The organism is Rhodoblastus acidophilus, from assembly GCF_009720655.1.
GTDB lineage: Bacteria > Pseudomonadota > Alphaproteobacteria > Rhizobiales > Beijerinckiaceae > Rhodoblastus > Rhodoblastus acidophilus_A.
In genome coordinates this window covers 181,341-197,960 of sequence record NZ_WNKS01000004.1, presented here as the reverse complement: position 1 = coordinate 197,960, position 16,620 = coordinate 181,341, and the positions used below count along the sequence as shown (strand labels likewise).

18 protein-coding genes are annotated in these 16,620 nt (G+C 63.4%); 11 read left to right on the top strand and 7 right to left on the bottom strand.

Annotated features, from left to right (window positions below; genetic code table 11):
- Positions 1-17 precede the first annotated feature (17 nt).
- Positions 18-971, bottom strand: a complete 954-nt coding sequence (locus tag GJ654_RS07200; protein WP_155445453.1) for a tyrosine recombinase XerC — start codon at positions 969-971, stop codon at positions 18-20.
- Between the two features lie 49 nt (positions 972-1,020).
- A complete protein-coding gene (locus GJ654_RS07195) occupies positions 1,021-1,341 on the bottom strand; it encodes a DUF1476 domain-containing protein (protein ID WP_155445452.1) in 321 nt (106 codons plus the stop codon).
- A gap of 297 nt (positions 1,342-1,638) precedes the next feature.
- Here GJ654_RS07195 and purC point away from each other — a divergent pair, with 297 nt between their 5' ends.
- The 9 genes from purC to GJ654_RS07150 all read left to right on the top strand — a co-directional run bounded on the left by purC (position 1,639) and on the right by GJ654_RS07150 (position 8,237).
- Entirely contained in the window at positions 1,639-2,403 is a 765-nt protein-coding gene (gene purC / locus GJ654_RS07190) for a phosphoribosylaminoimidazolesuccinocarboxamide synthase (RefSeq protein WP_155445451.1), read from the top strand.
- A gap of 7 nt (positions 2,404-2,410) precedes the next feature.
- Positions 2,411-2,650 carry a phosphoribosylformylglycinamidine synthase subunit PurS gene (gene purS, locus GJ654_RS07185; RefSeq protein ID WP_155445450.1) on the top strand — a complete coding sequence of 80 codons (240 nt, stop codon included), beginning with the start codon at positions 2,411-2,413 and terminating at the stop codon, positions 2,648-2,650.
- Between the two features lie 16 nt (positions 2,651-2,666).
- The gene (purQ, locus tag GJ654_RS07180; protein ID WP_155445449.1) at positions 2,667-3,350 is read left to right on the top strand and encodes a phosphoribosylformylglycinamidine synthase subunit PurQ; all 684 of its coding nucleotides are present in this window, start codon (positions 2,667-2,669) and stop codon (positions 3,348-3,350) included.
- Positions 3,351-3,483: 133 nt separating this feature from the next.
- Positions 3,484-3,873 (top strand): 50S ribosomal protein L19, encoded by a 390-nt coding sequence (rplS, locus tag GJ654_RS07175; RefSeq protein WP_155445448.1) that lies wholly within the window; start codon positions 3,484-3,486, stop codon positions 3,871-3,873.
- A gap of 161 nt (positions 3,874-4,034) precedes the next feature.
- Positions 4,035-5,447: a 3-isopropylmalate dehydratase large subunit gene (gene leuC, locus GJ654_RS07170; RefSeq protein WP_155445539.1), complete on the top strand. Its 1,413-nt coding sequence runs from the start codon at positions 4,035-4,037 to the stop codon at positions 5,445-5,447.
- 9 nt (positions 5,448-5,456) lie between these two features.
- Complete coding sequence (locus GJ654_RS07165) at positions 5,457-5,963, top strand: OsmC family protein (protein WP_155445447.1); 507 nt, start codon at positions 5,457-5,459, stop codon at positions 5,961-5,963.
- A complete protein-coding gene (locus GJ654_RS07160) occupies positions 5,963-6,388 on the top strand; it encodes a metallopeptidase family protein (protein WP_155445446.1) in 426 nt (141 codons plus the stop codon). Before GJ654_RS07165 ends, GJ654_RS07160 begins: the two co-directional genes overlap by 1 nt.
- Before the next feature lie 21 nt (positions 6,389-6,409).
- The gene (leuD, locus tag GJ654_RS07155; protein ID WP_155445445.1) at positions 6,410-7,015 is read left to right on the top strand and encodes a 3-isopropylmalate dehydratase small subunit; all 606 of its coding nucleotides are present in this window, start codon (positions 6,410-6,412) and stop codon (positions 7,013-7,015) included.
- Positions 7,016-7,058: 43 nt separating this feature from the next.
- Positions 7,059-8,237 (top strand): lytic murein transglycosylase, encoded by a 1,179-nt coding sequence (locus tag GJ654_RS07150; protein ID WP_155445444.1) that lies wholly within the window; start codon positions 7,059-7,061, stop codon positions 8,235-8,237.
- 56 nt (positions 8,238-8,293) lie between these two features.
- Here the strand turns inward: GJ654_RS07150 and GJ654_RS07145 are convergent, their stop codons facing one another.
- The 5 genes from GJ654_RS07145 to GJ654_RS07125 all read right to left on the bottom strand — a co-directional run bounded on the left by GJ654_RS07145 (position 8,294) and on the right by GJ654_RS07125 (position 13,710).
- The gene (locus GJ654_RS07145; RefSeq protein ID WP_155445443.1) at positions 8,294-10,426 is read right to left on the bottom strand and encodes a sensor domain-containing protein; all 2,133 of its coding nucleotides are present in this window, start codon (positions 10,424-10,426) and stop codon (positions 8,294-8,296) included.
- A 263-nt stretch (positions 10,427-10,689) separates the two neighbouring features.
- Positions 10,690-11,298 carry a TPM domain-containing protein gene (locus tag GJ654_RS07140; RefSeq protein ID WP_155445442.1) on the bottom strand — a complete coding sequence of 203 codons (609 nt, stop codon included), beginning with the start codon at positions 11,296-11,298 and terminating at the stop codon, positions 10,690-10,692.
- A complete protein-coding gene (locus tag GJ654_RS07135; protein ID WP_155445441.1) occupies positions 11,298-12,062 on the bottom strand; it encodes a TPM domain-containing protein in 765 nt (254 codons plus the stop codon). Before GJ654_RS07135 ends, GJ654_RS07140 begins: the two co-directional genes overlap by 1 nt.
- Before the next feature lie 19 nt (positions 12,063-12,081).
- Positions 12,082-12,666, bottom strand: a complete 585-nt coding sequence (locus GJ654_RS07130) for a LemA family protein (protein ID WP_155445440.1) — start codon at positions 12,664-12,666, stop codon at positions 12,082-12,084.
- Between the two features lie 30 nt (positions 12,667-12,696).
- On the bottom strand, positions 12,697-13,710 hold the full coding sequence (locus GJ654_RS07125; RefSeq protein WP_155445439.1) for an NADPH:quinone oxidoreductase family protein: 1,014 nt from the start codon (positions 13,708-13,710) through the stop codon (positions 12,697-12,699).
- Between the two features lie 149 nt (positions 13,711-13,859).
- On the opposite strand from GJ654_RS07125, the gene GJ654_RS07120 reads away from it, so the two are divergent.
- Together GJ654_RS07120 and acs are read left to right on the top strand one after the other, a co-directional pair.
- Positions 13,860-14,504, top strand: a complete 645-nt coding sequence (locus GJ654_RS07120) for an invasion associated locus B family protein (protein ID WP_155445438.1) — start codon at positions 13,860-13,862, stop codon at positions 14,502-14,504.
- Between the two features lie 139 nt (positions 14,505-14,643).
- On the top strand, positions 14,644-16,581 hold the full coding sequence (acs, locus tag GJ654_RS07115; protein ID WP_155445437.1) for an acetate--CoA ligase: 1,938 nt from the start codon (positions 14,644-14,646) through the stop codon (positions 16,579-16,581).
- Positions 16,582-16,620: the final 39 nt, after the last annotated feature.

The following is a 16,620-nucleotide window of genomic DNA, read 5'->3' as shown; positions in this document are numbered from 1 at the left end:
TTGCGAAGCAATGACGGCTAAGCGCGGGGGTGGGCGGATTTATAGGCGTCCAGCAGGCGCGCCTTGTCGATGGCGGTATAAATTTGCGTGGTGGACAGGCTGGCGTGCCCCAAAAGCTCCTGGATCGAACGCAGGTCGCCGCCGCGCCCGAGCAGATGGGTGGCGAAGGAATGGCGGAGCGCGTGGGGGGTCGCCGAATCAGGAAGGCCAAGCGCGCCGCGCAGCCTCTCGACCGTCAACTGGATGATGCGCGGAGACAGAGGCCCACCTCGCGCGCCCACGAACAGGGGGCCATCGGGCGCGAGCGGGTGCGGGCAGAGGTTCAAATAAGTTTCGACCGCCGTGCGGACCGGCTGGATCACGGGCGTGGCGCGCGTCTTGCCCCCCTTGCCCTTGATGGTGAGCGCGTCGACGGAGCCGACCGGCGCGTCTTGACGGCGGATCGAAAGCGCCTCGGAAATGCGCAGGCCTGCGCCATAGAGCAGCGCGAGCACGGCGGCGTCGCGGGCGACGATCCAGGCCGGCCGCGCCTCATCCGCTTCGCCCGACGCGAGTTCGCGCGCCTTGTCCACCGGCAGAGCTTTTGGCAAGACCCGCGCCAGTTTGGGCGAGCGAGCTTTTGAGAAGACGTCGACGGTCGCGATGTCCTCGCGGCCCAGATGGCGCGCGAAGGATCGCAAGCCGGCGAGTTGCCGCATCAGCGAGCGCGACGTGACCCCCTGCTCGCGCCGCTGCGCCATGAAGGCCCTGATATCGGCCGGTTTCAGCGCCGACAGGGCGGCGAGCGTGACAGTCTCTCCGCGCCGTTGCGCGGCAAAGGCGAGAAATTGTCTGAGGTCCCGGGCGTAGGCGTCGAGCGTGAGCGGCGACACCCGCCGCTCGCCGGAAAGCCGCCCAAGCCACGCGCCCGCCAGGCCAGCCAGTTCGGCGTCGGCATGGGGAAAGGCGAGGGCGGCGAACGGCTTCGACATGCTCCTGTTTTATTCGGAAGTGTTCAAGAAAACCTTAGCCGGCGCAGCCTTAGCCGTTCTTGATTTCGTTGAGCGCCAGAGCGTGGAACTCCTCGAAATGGCGCGTGATCTGGTGTTCCGACTGCTCCACGCCGGCGCCGACGAAATCCTTGAGGATTTGCGCGATGATCGCCTTCGAGTCATGCTTCACCACGCCCTCGGCGACGAGCCCCTTGGCGTAATCTTCCGCCGCCGCGCCGCTCTTGCCCAGCTTCTCCGCCGCCCAAAGGCCCAGCAGCTTGTAAGCCTTCGCGAAAGCCTTGAACTGAAGCTCTTCGTCATGCGCGAACTTGTTCTCGTAGGCGTCTTCGCGCTTGTCGAACGTGGACATGAATTTTCCCTTCCATTTTCAAGGCTGGATTTCGCCTCTATATATCGACTTGACGTCCGCTAGGCCAGTAGCGCTTCCGTCCAACATGCCGTGAACCGCGCAAGCTCCAGGTATGTTCCATTGATGAATCCGGTTGTGCTGCGACCCAGAACGGGCTAGGAACCGTACGAAACGCGTCTCGGGGTCCGTGAGCGCGCGCTTGAGCCATTCCGCACCAGCGCGCTCCGGAGAGCCAGACGCATTGTCGCGGGAGGCGCGCGTTCCTCCCTGGATTTCTCGAAGTGATCGGTTGACCACATGAACCGCCGCCGTCGCATATACGAAGGCAAGGCCAAGGTGCTTTACGAAGGCCCGGAGCCCGGCACCCTCGTTCAGCATTTCAAGGACGACGCCACCGCCTTCAATGCCAAGAAACATGAAGTGATCGACGGCAAGGGCGTGCTCAACAACCGGATCTCGGAATATATCTTCCAGAACCTGAACGACATCGGCGTGCCCACGCATTTCATTCGCCGGCTCAACATGCGCGAGCAGCTGATCCGCGAAGTCGAAATCGTGCCGCTCGAGGTCGTGGTGCGCAATGTCGCGGCTGGCTCGCTCTCCGCCCGGCTCGGCATCGAAGAGGGATCGCAGCTGCCGCGCTCGATCATCGAATTCTACTACAAGAATGACGCGCTCAACGACCCCATGGTGTCGGAAGAGCACATCACCGCCTTTGGCTGGGCGACCCCGCAGGAAATCGACGACATCATGGCGCTGGCCATCCGTGTCAACGATTTCTTGACTGGCCTGTTCCTCGGCGTCGGCATCCGCCTCGTCGACTTCAAGATGGAATGCGGCCGGCTCTGGGAAGGCGACATGATGCGCATCGTCGTCGCCGACGAGATTTCTCCCGACTCCTGCCGCCTCTGGGACATCAAGTCGAACGACAAGCTCGACAAGGACCGGTTCCGCCGCGACATGGGCGGTCTGGTCGAGGCTTATGCCGAAGTGGCTCGCCGCCTCGGCATCATGCAGGAAAACGAGAAGCCGGTCGCGACCGGTCCGAAACTGGTGCAGTGAGGATCAAATGAAAGCCCGTGTGACCGTCACCCTGAAGACCGGCGTGCTCGACCCGCAGGGCAAGGCGATCGAAGGCGCGCTGCACTCCCTGGGCATCGATGGCATCGCCTCTGTGCGCCAGGGAAAAGTGTTCGACATCGAGGTCGAAGGCGACGACGCCGAGGCCGCCAAGGCGGCGCTGGCCGCCGCCAGCGAAAAGCTTTTGGCGAACACCGTCGTCGAAAACTACCGCGTCGACATCCTCTAAATTTTGGGACCGAGCGATGAAGGCCGCGATCGTGCTTTTTCCCGGCTCCAACCGCGAGGGCGACGCCGCGCGCGCCCTCCGGCAGGCGGGCGCCGACACACAGATCGTCTGGCACGACGATCATGCCCTGCCTGACAGGACCGATCTTGTCGTTCTGCCCGGCGGTTTTTCCTACGGCGACTATCTGCGCTGCGGCGCCATCGCCGGTCGCGCGAAAATCATGGACGCCGTGCGCGCCCATGCCGCGCGCGGCGGCTATGTGCTGGGCATTTGCAACGGCTTTCAAATCCTCTGCGAAAGCGGCCTTCTGCCGGGCGTGCTGATGCGCAACCGCGACCTGCGCTTCGTCTGCAAGCGCCAGTTTTTGCGCGTCGAGCGCAACGACACGGTTTTTACCCGCGTTTACAAAAAGCATCAGGCCATCGATGTCGCCATCGCCCATGGCGAGGGCAATTACGAGGCGCATGAGGAAACGATCCGCGAACTGGAAGACCAGGGCCGCGTCGCTTTTCGCTACTGCAACGCGCAGGCGCAAGTCGGCGGAGAGGCCAACCCCAATGGCTCGACCAACGACATCGCCGGGATCTATTCCGAGAAGCTCAATGTGCTCGGCATGATGCCCCATCCCGAGAACCTGATCGATCCGCTGGTCGGCGGAATTGATGGGCGCGGCCTGTTCGCGAGTCTCGTCGCCGCCTAAGGGCTCGACAAGGAAGCGAGAACCCTGTAAGGGACCGCCTCCGGCCGCAAAGCCGCAAGCGCCCGCCCAAGCGGGCGCCAATTCACAACAGCGTTCCGAAAACGCTCGCCGCAAGGCGAAACGGAGAACTGACATGGACCTTATCAAGCAGCTCGAAGCCGAGCAGATCGCCAAGCTTTCGCAGAACAAGACCATTCCCGAATTCGGTCCCGGCGATACCGTGATCGTCAACGTGAAGGTCAAGGAAGGCGACCGCGCCCGCGTGCAGGCCTATGAAGGCGTCGTGATCGCCCGCAACGGCGGCGGCCTCAACGAAAGCTTCACCGTGCGGAAAATTTCCTACGGCGAAGGCGTGGAGCGCGTGTTCCCGGTCTATGGTCCGCTGATCGACTCGATCAAGGTGGTCCGTCGCGGCAAGGTGCGCCGCGCCAAGCTCTATTACCTCCGCGACCGTCGCGGCAAGTCGGCCCGCATCGCCGAACGCACCGACACCAAGAAGGCCAAGGCCGCCAAGGGCGAGTAATCCCCGCCGGGGAGCAGAAAACTCGACTTTTTGCGAAGGCTGGCCGCTGCGCCAGCCTTTTGCGTTCGCCATGAACCGCGCGTTGCGTATCGCGACGGAACGCGCCACATAATTTCAGCGCATTCGGGCGGCACACAACCGCCACGAAAGGGATGATGAAAATGACCACCGGCAAGCCGCGCACTCTGTATGACAAGATCTGGGACGACCATGTCGTGGACATCCAGCCTGACGGCACGGCCCTGCTCTACATCGATCGCCACCTGATCCACGAAGTCACCAGCCCGCAAGCTTTTGAAGGCCTGCGCATGGCCGGCCGCAAGGTGCACGCGCCGGGTAAAACCCTCGCCGTGGTCGATCACAACGTTCCCACCACCGACCGCAGCAAACCCATCGAAGACCCGGAATCCAAGGCGCAGGTCGAACAACTCGCCATCAATGCGGCCGACTTCGGCGTCGAATATTTTAACGAGCACGACCGCCGCCAGGGCGTCGTCCACATCGTCGGCCCCGAACAGGGTTTTACACTTCCCGGCGCCACCATCGTCTGCGGCGATAGCCACACCTCGACTCACGGGGCCTTCGGCGCGCTGGCGCATGGCATCGGCACCTCGGAAGTCGAGCATGTGCTGGCCACCCAAACCCTGATCCAAGCCAAGGCCAAGAACATGCTGGTCAAGGTCAATGGCCAGCTCGGCGAGGGCGTCACGGCGAAAGACATCGTGCTGGCGATCATCGGCAAGATCGGCACCGCCGGCGGCACCGGCTATGTCATCGAATATGCCGGCGAGGCCATCGAAAACCTCTCGATGGAAGGCCGCATGACCGTCTGCAACATGTCGATCGAAGGCGGCGCCCGCGCCGGCCTGATCGCGCCGGACGAAAAGACGTTTGCGTACCTGAAGGATCGCCCCAAGGCGCCCAAGGGCGAAGCTTTTGAGCGCGCGGTCGCCTATTGGAGCCAGTTCAAATCCGATCCGGGGGCGCACTACGACGCCGTGGTCGAACTCGACGCCGGCAACCTGCCGCCGGTCCTGACCTGGGGCACCAGCCCCGAGGACGTCGTCACCATCGACGGCGTCGTGCCGACGGTCGACAGCGCCAAGACCGAGGCGCAGCGCGCCAAAATCGCCCGCGCCCTCGAATATATGGGCCTGAAGGGCGGGGAAAAGCCTGTAGACATCAAGATCGACCGCGTCTTCATCGGCTCCTGCACCAACGGCCGCATCGAGGATTTGCGCGAGGCGGCCAAGATCGCGGAAGGCAAAAAGGTGGCGGCGCATGTCAACGCCATGGTCGTGCCCGGCTCCGGTCTGGTCAAGGAACAGGCGGAAGCCGAGGGCCTCGACAAGATTTTCGTCGCCGCCGGTTTTGAATGGCGTGAGCCCGGCTGCTCCATGTGTCTGGCGATGAACCCCGACCGTCTCGCCCCCGGCGAGCGCTGCGCCTCGACCTCGAACCGCAATTTCGAGGGCCGCCAGGGTTTCAAGGGCCGCACGCATCTGGTGTCGCCGGCCATGGCGGCGGCGGCGGCCATCGCCGGCCATTTTGTCGACGTGCGCGCATTCAAGTAAGAGGATCGAATGGACGCTGAACACCTGCGCGCCCTTCAGGCGCCCCTGAAGGAGAAATACAAGGCGGACACCCAATCCGCTTTGGTGACGCTTCACGCGCAGGGCGACGTGTCCGGCGAGGGACTGGCGTGCAAGGTCTCGACCTCGCGCGCCTTGATCGAAGCCGGCCTCCATCCGGCCACCGGCGGAACGGGCCTGCAAGCCTGTTCCGGCGACATGCTTCTTGAAGCCCTGGTCGCCTGCGCAGGCGTCACCCTCAAAGCGGTGGCGACGGCGCTGGACTTCAAGCTCAACGGCGGCGCCGTGCGCGCCGAAGGCGATCTGGATTTTCGCGGCACGCTCGGCGTCGCCAAGGACGCGCCGGTCGGCTTTGTCGCCATCCGGCTGTTCTTCGATCTCGACACGGACGAACCGCAGGAGCGCATCGACGCGCTGACCAAGCTGACGGAACGCTATTGCGTGGTCTTTCAGACCCTGGCAAAGCCGCCGCAGATCACGCTGACAGTGAAGCGCTGATGGGCAGCATCAACCCTCCCACGGTCGATTGGGCGTTGCGAAAAGCGCCGTCGCTCGCCGATTTCGAAATATTGGCCGAGGCGGCGTTCCTGCGCCTGCCCAAACGCTTCCTGCGCTACTGCAACGGCCTTCTCATCCAGATCGAGGATTTTCCCGACGAGGAAACGCTCGACGAAATGGGCTGCGAAAGCGAATTCGAACTTTTGGGACTGTTTCGTGGGCGCGGACTCGCCCAGGGCGATGAGGTGCAGACCGGGCAATTCCCCAACACGGTCTATCTCTACCGCCGCCCGATCCTCGACGCCTGGGCCGACAGCGAGGAGCTTCTGGGCGACCTGATCCGGCACGTCCTCATCCATGAGATCGGCCACCATTTCGGCCTATCCGACGACGATATGGAAAAAATCGAGCGCGAAGCCGACTGATTCAACAAAGCGAGCAAGACAATGGACAAGTTCACGGTATTGACGGGCGTCGCCGCGCCTCTGCCGATCACCAACATCGACACCGACATGATCATCCCGAAACAATACCTCAAGACGATCGCCCGCACCGGGCTCGGCAAGGGGTTGTTTTCGGAAATGCGCTACAAGGAAGATGGCTCGGAAAATCCCGATTTCGTCCTGAATCAACCGGCCTATCGCAAGGCGCAAATTGTCGTCGCCGAGGACAATTTCGGTTGCGGCTCCTCGCGCGAACATGCGCCCTGGGCGCTGCTCGATTTTGGCATTCGCGCGATCATCTCGACGAGCTTCGCGGATATTTTCTACAACAACTGTTTCAAGAACGGCATCTTGCCGATCAAGGTGTCGAAGGAAGACCTCGCGAAGCTCATGGACGACGCCCAGCGTGGCTCCAACGCCACCCTGACCATCGACCTCGCGGCCCAGGAAGTGCGCGGCCCCGACGGCGGCGTGGTCAAGTTCGACATCGACCCGCACAGGAAACATTGCCTGCTGGAGGGGCTCGACGACATCGGCCTGACGCTCGTCAAGGCGTCCAGGATTGGCGATTTCGAAGCGAAAATCGCTCAGGAGCGCCCCTGGATCTGACAAGGTTAATGATCGATTGGTAAAATCGCGCTAGGCTCAGGGCATGAAAGTCCTGAGCCTTTCTCTTGCCGCCCTTCTCGCCTTCGGCGTGTCCGCGCGCGCCGATTTCGACTCCTGCAAGGCGCGCCTCAAGGCCGAAGCCGCCGCCAACGGGGTCTCGGCCGCGACCCTGGCTCGCGCCCTCGACGACCTCGAACCCAATGACGCCCCGACCTTTTTGGGGGCGCAGCCGGAATTTTCGACCCCGATCTGGGATTATATCGCCGGCCTCGTCGACGAGGAGCGGGTGCGCGACGGCCAAGCCGCCTTCGCCAAATACAAGCAAGCGGCGCTCGCCGCGCAGCAGCGATTCGGCGTCGACGCCGCTGCGGTGGTGGCGGTCTGGGGCGTCGAATCGAATTTCGGCCAGAATTTTGGCACACGGCCGGTGATCCAGTCGCTGGCCTCGCTCGCTTGTCTGGGCAGCCGCCGCAACGATTATTTTCGCGGCGAGCTGATGGCGGCGCTGAAGATCGTCGACCACGGCGACGTGAAACTTGACGAGTTTACCGGCTCCTGGGCCGGCGCCTTCGGCAACACCCAGTTCATGCCTTCGACCTTTTTGCGTCTCGCCGTCGACATGGACGGCGACGGACGCCGCGACGTCGTTGAATCGGTCGCCGACGCGCTCGGCTCCACCGCCAACTTTTTGAGGTCCTCCGGCTGGGTGACCGGCCTGCCCTGGGGTTTTGAGGTCGCGCTGCCCCAAAACTACAAGGGACCGTCCGGTCGCGGCGGCAAGCAACCCCTCGCCGCCTGGGCGAAGCGCGGCCTGACCCATATCGACGGCTCACCGCTCTCGGGTTCGGGCGCCTACGGTCTGCTGCTGCCGGCCGGGGCGAATGGCCCCGCCTTCCTGGTGTCGCGCAATTTCGACGCCTTCTATTCCTACAACGCCGCCGAGTCCTACGCGCTGGCCATCGCCCTGCTGTCCGACAGGCTGAAGGGCAAGCCGGGCATCCAAACCGCGTGGCCAACCGACGACCCCGGCCTGACGCGCGCCGAACGCCGCGAGGTTCAGGCGCGGCTCGAACAGCGCGGCTACGATGTCGGCGGCAAGCACGACGGCGTGATGGGGACCAAGACCCGCGAAGCCGTCAAAGCTTATAAAGCCAGCGTGGGCATGAAACCGGACAGCCGGGCCGGGCAGAAGGTGCTGGAGTCCTTGCGCGCCGGGCGGTGAGGCCGCCGTTTGAAGGAAAGGCCGAAGCGATCCCAGGCCGCCTTCGCCGGCAAGATTCACTCTGCGGCGATCGTGAGGGCCGGGCTCTCCTGGAGCTTTTGCAGCAGCGCCGGCAGTTCGCGCGCGGCGACGGGGCGGCTGAACAGAAACCCCTGCGCCTGGCTGCAGCCCTCTCGCCGCAGCGCCTCCAACTGAGCCTCCGTTTCCACGCCTTCCGCGAGCACAGCCATGTCCAGGCCGTCGCAGAGACTGACCACCGCCTTCACGATCGCGTTGCTCTTGCGCGACTGGTCGAGATTGCAGGTGAAGCTGCGGTCGATCTTCACCTTGTCGAAGGGGAAGGTCTGGAGATAGCTCAGCGAGGAATAGCCCGTGCCAAAATCGTCCATGGCGATGCGCACGCCCAGGGCTTTTATGGCGCCCAGGGTGGCGAGTGTCGCATCCTTGTCCTTGATCAGGACGCTTTCCGTGATTTCCACCTCGAAACGCCGGGGGAGGAGGCCGGATTTGCGCAGGGCCGACGCGATCTGCTTCACCAGGGAGCGCGATTGGAACTGCACCGGCGAGAAATTCACAGCGACGCCAATCTCTTCGGGCCAGCGCACCGCATCCGCGCAAGCCTGGCGAAGCACCCACTCGCCCAATGGCGCGATGAGACCGATCTCCTCTGCGAGCGGAATGAACAGGTCGGGCGACAGCAGGCCGCGCTGGGGATGACGCCAGCGCAGCAGCGCCTCAAAACTTTTCACCCGCCGCGAGGCCACGTCCACGATAGGCTGGTAGAAAAGTTCGAGTTGGTCATCGCTCAGCGCCCGGCGCAGGTCGAGTTCGAGTTCCCGGCGCTCCTGCATGCGCTGGTTCATCGCCTGCTCGAAATAGCGCCACATGCCGCGACCGTCCGACTTGGCGCGATAGAGCGCCATGTCGGCGGCGCTGAGCAAGCTTTCGCTGTCGCCGCTGTCCTGCGGCGCAAGGGCGATGCCGATGCTGACGCCGACGATGACATGCTGTTCGTCGATGATGAAGGGCCGCGACAGCGTTTCAATCAGGCGGCGCGCCAGCGCGGCGGCCTCTTCCGGCTGCAGCAGGAAAGACTGGATGATGGCGAATTCGTCGCCGCCCAGCCGCGCCAGCGTGTCGGTTTCGCGCAATTCCGCCTTGAGTCTGTCGGCGGCGGCGACAAGCAGCCGGTCGCCAATGGGATGGCCGAGTGTGTCGTTGACCTCCTTGAAGCGGTCGAGATCGAGGCAGAGCAAGGCGAAGCCGATTCCACGCCGGGCGCGGGCGAGCGCCTCGTCGAGCCTTAGGCGGAACAGGGTCCGGTTGGGCAGGTTGGTCAGCGAATCATGATGCGCGGCATGGGCGAGGCGCTGCTCGACCTCCCTCCGCTCGGTCACGTCGATGGCTACGCCCGTCGAGGAGATGGCCTTGCCGTCGGGGCCGAACTGATAGCGGGCGCGCAACTCGATGTAGCGAAGCCGCCCCGTGCGCGGACACCGCGTGCGGTAATCCAGGCTGATTTCGGGCGCGTTGCTTTCATAGGCGTCGCGCATTTGCTCAACGACCCGGCGCCTGTCCTCGGCGACAATGCGCTCCATCCATTCCGTGGTCGGAATTGGCCCATCGCCCTGGGGCAGAGCCATGATCTCCCGCATGGCGGGTTCGACGTGAATGACGCCCTTGACGAGGTCGCGTCGCACCGTGCCGATCCGGCCCACCATCTGGCCGAGTCGCAGCGCTTCAGCGTATTCGCGCGCCTCTTCGTCTGCGCGGCGCGCCTCTGTCATGTCGATGATGATCCCGATGCTGCGCAGCGGCGTCCCGTTCTCGTCGCGGCTGGTGACGGTGGCGCTGATCAGCGCCCAAACAATGCCGCCATCAGGCAGAACTTGACGGACTTGTCCCTCCCAGCGGCCGTGCTCGATCATCGCTTTGATGAAATCCGGCATAATACGGCTGGAGTCCTCGGGATGCTGGACGTCTTGCGGTCCGAGCGTGAGAAGCTCCTTCTCGCTGCGGCCGAGCATCTTGCACAAGCGCGAATTGACGCGCGTGAACTTGCCCGTGCGGAAATCGGCCTTCGCGATCCCGGCGATGTCGGTGACGAAAAGCGCCTCGATGGCGGCGGCGTGGTCTGCCGGGCGATTGCCCGCGAACAGAGTGTTCAGCTTCCGCCAGAGTTGTTTCATGCTTCGGACACCTTAGGGCGCCCCAAGACGCGGCGCTAAAGGCTTCTGACATGAAGCGCTGGGGAGGCGACAGCATAGTGGCCGATTACGACACAGAGGTAACGTCCAAAAGTGAATCCGGCGCGAAGAATAAAAGTTAACGCGAACCTCCGGAGCCTCGGGAAGGTTAGTTTTGCCGCATCTGAATGCGAAACGCAGGTTCTTCAATCGACGTTGGCCGGCTTCCCGCCGATCTTTGCCGTCCGCCCGGCAAGCGGCGGGCGTCAATCATCCAGTTGCACCAGTCCGTCCGGTAACTCATTGTCGCCGCCGTCGCCGGGCGCGGCGCGTTCGAGCAGCGCGCCGCAGCGGTCGATCGCCGCCACAAAAGCCTCCGTCGCCTGTCCGGCGCGCAGGCGCTCCGTGAGCAGCGCGACCACCTCGCGCCATTCGTCTTCCGAAATTTTCTGCGCCAAACCCTCGTCCGGAAGAATGCGCGCGTAACGCTCGGCGAGCGACACAAAAATCAGCACGCCCGCACGGCTCTCCGTCCGCCCGACGCCTCTTGCAAAAAACTGTTCGGTCGCGGCGCGAAAAGCCTGCCGGCGTTTTTCGGCGCGGGGAACCAGGGCTACGCCGAGGGGCGTCACCGCCAACAAAGCCAGCGCGCAGACAAAGATTGCGAGCTGGCTGACGAAAATCACCTGCGCCGACCAGTCTGTAAAAATCAGCAGCGGCCAAGGCGCGAGGCAGGCGAGAACGCCGGCGTAGAGCGCCGCTGCGCCCCGGGTGTCGCAGGATTTTTTCGCCAGCACGCAGACGATCTGGCCGCTGGTCCGCGCCTCGGCCCTTTGCACCGCCGCGACGATCCGCGCTTCATCGGCTGCTCTCATCACCAGTCTCCCGAAGCGCCGCCGCCGCCGGACGAACCGCCGCCGCCGGAAAACCCGCCGAAATCGCTCCCGCCCGACGAACTCCACCCGCCGCCGCTGGAGCCGCCCGAACCAATATAGATGAACGGCCCGCCGCCGCCGCGGCGGTGGATGCGCCACACGATGATGAACACAACGAGAAAAATCACCAGCGGCAAGAGCACGACGAACAGGTCTTCGGGGGCGTTCTGCCGCAGATCCGGCTTTTTCTGCCATTCGCTGGTGTCGGTGGTCAGGATCGCGATGATGTCGTCGACGCCGCGCGTGACGCCGCCGTCAAAATCCCCCTTTTTGAACCGGGGCGCGATGCCGTTGACGATGATCAGTTTTGAAAGGGCGTCGGTCAAAACACCTTCGAGGCCATAGCCAACCTCGATGCGCACCTTTCTTTCCTTGGGCGCGACGAGAAGCAGCACACCATTGTTCGTCTTCTTGTCGCCCAGCCCCCATTTGCGGAACAACAGGTTCGCAAAGGTTTCGATGTCGCGGTCCTGGAGCGAGTCCACGGTGGCGACCGCGAGCTGGATGCTCGATTTTTGTTCGAGATCGGCGAGTTTTGTCTCGAGCGCCTGCCGTGTGTCGGGGCCAAGCACATGCGCCTGATCGACGACGCGCCCGGTCAGCTCCGGAAATTTTATGTCCTGAGCCCTGGAGAGCGAGCCCAGCGCCAGCAGCACGACAAGCGCAATCACCCAGACATGAAGCGTCCGGACCGCCCTGGGCATGGGCAAGCCTCCCCAAAAATCAGAATTTCACTTGCGGGGCCGATTGCGCGCCGTCCGAGGCCGTAAACGCCGCCATCGGCTTCTTGCCGCGAAACAATGTGTTCGCCCACAGCAGCGTCGGAAACGTTTCGAGCGTGAGATTGTAGTTGCGCACGGCGGCGATGTAGTCGCGGCGCGCGACGGCGATGCGGTTTTCCGTTCCTTCAAGCTGCGACTGCAGCGCCATGAAATTCTGGTTGGACTTCAGGTCCGGATAGTTTTCCGAAACCGCAAGCAACCGACCCAGGGCGCCGCTGAGCGCCGCCTGGGCGTCCTGGAATTGCTTGAGCTTGTCCGGATCGGTCAATTGGGAGGCGTCCACATGCACTTGCGTCGCCTTGGCGCGGGCTTCCGTCACCCCGACAAGAACGTCCTTCTCCTGCTTGGCGTAGCCCTGCACCGTCGAGACGAGATTGGGAATGAGATCGGCGCGGCGCTGGTACTGGTTCTGGACGTCGGCCCACCGCGCCTTGGCGTCTTCCTCGGCTGTGGGGATGGTGTTGTAGCCGCAGCCGGACAGGCTGAGGCCGATGACAGCGACGGCGACAAGATTTTTAAAGCGCATGCTCGCATCCTCAATTCGGAACGCCGAACCTCAATCTATGCGTGAACCCGTGGTTTCGCCAGACCGTTGCGGCACGGCCAGCACGATCTTGCCCTGCGCCTTGCGTTCCTTGAGCATGTTCAGCGCCTCGGCGATCCGTTCCAGCGGCAACACCGCATGGACATGGGCCGAAATTTTTTTCCGCGCCGCCCAGTCGAAAATCTGCGCCATGTTTTGGCGATGGGCCGCCGGCTCACGCTTGACGAACTCGCCCCAATAGACGCCGATGATTGAACACCCCTTGAGAAGGGTGAGGTTGAGCGGGATTTTCGGGATTTCGCCCGCGGCGAAGCCGACGACGAGAAACCGTCCGTTCCAGGCCATGGCGCGCAACGCCTTTTCGCTGAAATCGCCGCCAATGGCGTCATAGACGCAATCGACGCCACGCCCGTCGGTGGCGCGCTTCAGCGCCTCCTTCAAATCCTCGGCGGCGTAGTCAATCCCCTGTTGCGCCCCGAAGGTGCGGGCAAAATCGAGTTTTTCCGAGGAAGAGGCGCAGGCGATGACATGCGCGCCCATCGCCCGCCCGATTTCGACCGCGGTCAGGCCCACGCCGCCGGACGCGCCGAGCACGGCAAGGGTCTCCCCCTCCCGCAGCTGCGCGCGTTGCCTGAGGGCGTAAAGGGTTGTTCCATAGGTGATGAACAGCCCTGCGGCGTGGTCGTCGTCCAAGCTGTCCGGCACGGGCGTCAGACTGTCGGCGGGAACGACAAGACGCGACCGCGCCGCGCCATAGGAGCAATAACCGGCCACACGCTGGCCCGGCGCGACGCCGGACACGCCCTCTCCGAGCGCGACCACCCATCCGCAAAACTCCCCGCCCGGCGAGAACGGCAGAGCCGGTTTGAGCTGATATTTGTTGGCGATGATCAGCGTGTCGAAAAAGTTCAACGCGACCCGCGACGGGGCGACCAACACCTCGCCCGGCCCCGGAACGGGATCGGGCAATTCGCGAAAGGTCAGGTTTTCCGGCGGCCCGTAAGATTCACACAGTGCGGCGATCATGCCAAAAATCCGTTTCTTGGGGGATGTCCGATTTCCGCCAAGTTGGCGTCATAATCAAGCGGGGCCGCGCGCTCTCGCCGAAAATGAAATTGGCGCTATGATCCCGCGCACCTGATTCGCTTCAACCGAACTTTCCACGGCTGCTCATGATGTCCTTTAATCGTCACGCCCGCATGCTCATGATCGGATTGCTCGCCGGCTCGGTCTGCGCGGCCCCCATGGTCTCGCACGCGAAGCCGAAAAAACCCGCGGCCGAGGAGCCGGCGGACGACGAGAAGCCCAAGGGCAAGGACGCAAAGCACAAGGACGCGAAGGGCAAGGGCAAGGACGAGAAGAAGGCCGACTCCAAGGACGCCGGCAAGACGCTGAAACTGGGCATTTTCGGCGAGTGGGGCGCCTATCAGACCCAGGGCAAGCCAAAGACCTGCTACGCCCTGGCCAAGCCGAAAAGCCGCGAGCCCAAGACCGCGAGCCGCGACGCCGCCTATATCTTCATCTCCACCCGCCCGGCGGAAAACGTCAAGAACGAGATCGCCATCATCATGGGCTTTCCGATGAAGGACGGCTCGGAGGCGAGCGCGGAAATCGGATCGAACACGTTCGGCCTGCTCGCCAAGGGCGCCAACGCCTGGGTCAAGAATCCGGCGGAGGAAAACCAGTTCATCGCCGCCTTGAAGAAGGGCTCGAAACTGGTGGTCACGGCGGATTCGGTCAAGGGAAAGACCACCACCGACACTTATGTGCTGACCGGACTCGCCCAGGCGCTGGACAAAGTGCACAAGGAATGTCCGTGACGGGCAAGTCACGGTGGTGATGGACCAAAGTGTGAGCGTCCCCCCGCTTGTGAGGCGTTACGCGCTTGGGCCATAATGCTCCCGATCAAAGACGCCCTGCTGAACCAAGAGTGGCGTCTGATTGTGTTGGGAGGAATGCATGTCCGATAAAGTTTATCCCGTTCCGGCGGAGTGGGAAAACCGCGCGTTTATCAACGATGCGAAGTACAAGGAGCTTTACGCGAAGTCCGTGTCGGACCCCGAAGGTTTCTGGGCGGAGCACGGCAAGCGCATCGACTGGATCAAGCCCTTCACCAAGGTGAAGCACACCTCCTACGATCCGCACAATGTGTCGATCAAATGGTTCGAGGACGGCACCACCAACGTGTCGCTGAACTGCATCGACCGTCACCTCGCCAAGCGCGGCGATCAGGTCGCGATCATCTGGGAAGGCGACAATCCCGAAGAGTCGAAAAAGATCACCTACAAGCAGCTGCACGAGGAAGTCAGCCGCTTCGCCAACGTCTTGAAAGCCAAGGGCGTCAAAAAGGGCGACACCGTCACCCTCTATCTGCCGATGATTCCGGAAGCTGCCTACGCCATGCTGGCTTGCGCGCGCGTCGGCGCGATCCACTCGATCGTGTTCGGCGGGTTCTCGCCTGATTCGCTGGCGGGCCGCATCGAGGGCTGCAAGTCCAAGGTCGTCATCACCGCCGACGAAGGCCTGCGCGGCGGGCGAAAAGTTCCGCTGAAGGCCAACGCCGACGCCGCCATCGACAAGACCGGCGACATCGTCGAGACCCAGATCGTCGTCAAGCGCACCGGCGGCAACGTGGCCTGGAAGGAAGGCCGCGACGTGTGGCTGCATGAGGAAACGGCAAAGGTTTCGGCCGACTGCCCGCCCACCGAAATGAACGCGGAAGACCCGCTGTTCATCCTCTACACCTCGGGCTCCACGGGCGCGCCAAAGGGCGTGGTGCACACCACCGGCGGCTATCTGGTCTATGCGTCCATGACGCACCAGTATGTGTTCGACTATCACGACGGGGACATTTATTGGTGCACCGCCGACGTGGGTTGGGTGACCGGCCACAGCTACATCGTCTATGGGCCGCTGGCGAACGGCGCGACCACGCTGATGTTCGAGGGCATTCCGAACTATCCGACCATCTCCCGTTTCTGGGATGTGGTGGACAAGCACGGCGTCAACATCTTTTATACCGCCCCGACCGCCATTCGCTCGCTGATGGGCGCCGGCGAGGAGCCGGTGAAGCGGACCTCGCGCAAAACCCTGCGCCTGCTCGGTTCCGTTGGCGAGCCGATCAACCCGGAAGCCTGGGAATGGTATCACCGCGTGGTCGGCGAGGACCGCTGCCCGATCGTCGACACCTGGTGGCAGACTGAAACCGGCGGCATCCTCATCACCCCGCTGCCCGGCGCGACAAAACTGAAGCCCGGCTCGGCGACCCGTCCGTTCTTCGGCGTTCAGCCGCAGGTGGTCGACGCCAATGGCGTGGTGATCGAAGGCCCCTGTGAAGGCAATCTGGTGATCGCCGACAGCTGGCCGGGCCAGATGCGCACGGTCTACGGCGACCACGAACGCTTCCAGCAGACCTATTTTTCGACCTATCCCGGAAAATATTTCACCGGCGACGGCTGCCGCCGCGACGCCGATGGGTTCTACTGGATCACCGGCCGCGTTGACGACGTCATCAACGTCTCCGGTCACCGCATGGGCACGGCGGAAGTGGAAAGCGCGCTGGTCGCCCACGCGGCGGTCTCGGAAGCCGCCGTGGTCGGCTATCCGCACGACCTCAAGGGCCAGGGCATCTATGCCTATGTCACCGTGATGGAAGGCATCGAGCCGACCGAAGAGCTGCGCAAGGAACTGGTGGCCTGGGTCCGCAAGGAAATCGGCCCGATCGCCTCGCCGGACGTGATCCAGTTCGCGCCGGGTCTGCCCAAGACCCGGTCCGGAAAAATCATGCGCCGCATCCTGCGCAAGATTGCGGAAAACGAGTTCGGTTCGCTGGGCGACACGTCCACGTTGGCCGACCCCACCGTGGTCGAGGATCTGATCGCCAATCGCGGCGGCTGATCGGCGCATCCGATCAAATGAGAAGCCCTTGGTCCTCAC

Coding starts and splice junctions, on each gene's coding strand:
- GJ654_RS07130 (WP_155445440.1), bottom strand. CDS start 12,666: ATGCGCTTTAAAAATCTTGTCGCCGTCGCTGTCATCGGCCTCAGCCTG.
- GJ654_RS07165 (WP_155445447.1), top strand. CDS start 5,457: ATGGACGCTGAACACCTGCGCGCCCTTCAGGCGCCCCTGAAGGAGAAA.
- rplS (WP_155445448.1), top strand. CDS start 3,484: ATGGACCTTATCAAGCAGCTCGAAGCCGAGCAGATCGCCAAGCTTTCG.
- purC (WP_155445451.1), top strand. CDS start 1,639: ATGAACCGCCGCCGTCGCATATACGAAGGCAAGGCCAAGGTGCTTTAC.
- GJ654_RS07160 (WP_155445446.1), top strand. CDS start 5,963: ATGGGCAGCATCAACCCTCCCACGGTCGATTGGGCGTTGCGAAAAGCG.
- GJ654_RS07145 (WP_155445443.1), bottom strand. CDS start 10,426: ATGAAACAACTCTGGCGGAAGCTGAACACTCTGTTCGCGGGCAATCGC.
- GJ654_RS07150 (WP_155445444.1), top strand. CDS start 7,059: ATGAAAGTCCTGAGCCTTTCTCTTGCCGCCCTTCTCGCCTTCGGCGTG.
- purS (WP_155445450.1), top strand. CDS start 2,411: ATGAAAGCCCGTGTGACCGTCACCCTGAAGACCGGCGTGCTCGACCCG.
- GJ654_RS07140 (WP_155445442.1), bottom strand. CDS start 11,298: ATGAGAGCAGCCGATGAAGCGCGGATCGTCGCGGCGGTGCAAAGGGCC.
- GJ654_RS07200 (WP_155445453.1), bottom strand. CDS start 971: ATGTCGAAGCCGTTCGCCGCCCTCGCCTTTCCCCATGCCGACGCCGAA.
- acs (WP_155445437.1), top strand. CDS start 14,644: ATGTCCGATAAAGTTTATCCCGTTCCGGCGGAGTGGGAAAACCGCGCG.
- GJ654_RS07120 (WP_155445438.1), top strand. CDS start 13,860: ATGTCCTTTAATCGTCACGCCCGCATGCTCATGATCGGATTGCTCGCC.
- leuD (WP_155445445.1), top strand. CDS start 6,410: ATGGACAAGTTCACGGTATTGACGGGCGTCGCCGCGCCTCTGCCGATC.
- GJ654_RS07195 (WP_155445452.1), bottom strand. CDS start 1,341: ATGTCCACGTTCGACAAGCGCGAAGACGCCTACGAGAACAAGTTCGCG.
- GJ654_RS07135 (WP_155445441.1), bottom strand. CDS start 12,062: ATGCCCAGGGCGGTCCGGACGCTTCATGTCTGGGTGATTGCGCTTGTC.
- purQ (WP_155445449.1), top strand. CDS start 2,667: ATGAAGGCCGCGATCGTGCTTTTTCCCGGCTCCAACCGCGAGGGCGAC.
- leuC (WP_155445539.1), top strand. CDS start 4,035: ATGACCACCGGCAAGCCGCGCACTCTGTATGACAAGATCTGGGACGAC.
- GJ654_RS07125 (WP_155445439.1), bottom strand. CDS start 13,710: ATGATCGCCGCACTGTGTGAATCTTACGGGCCGCCGGAAAACCTGACC.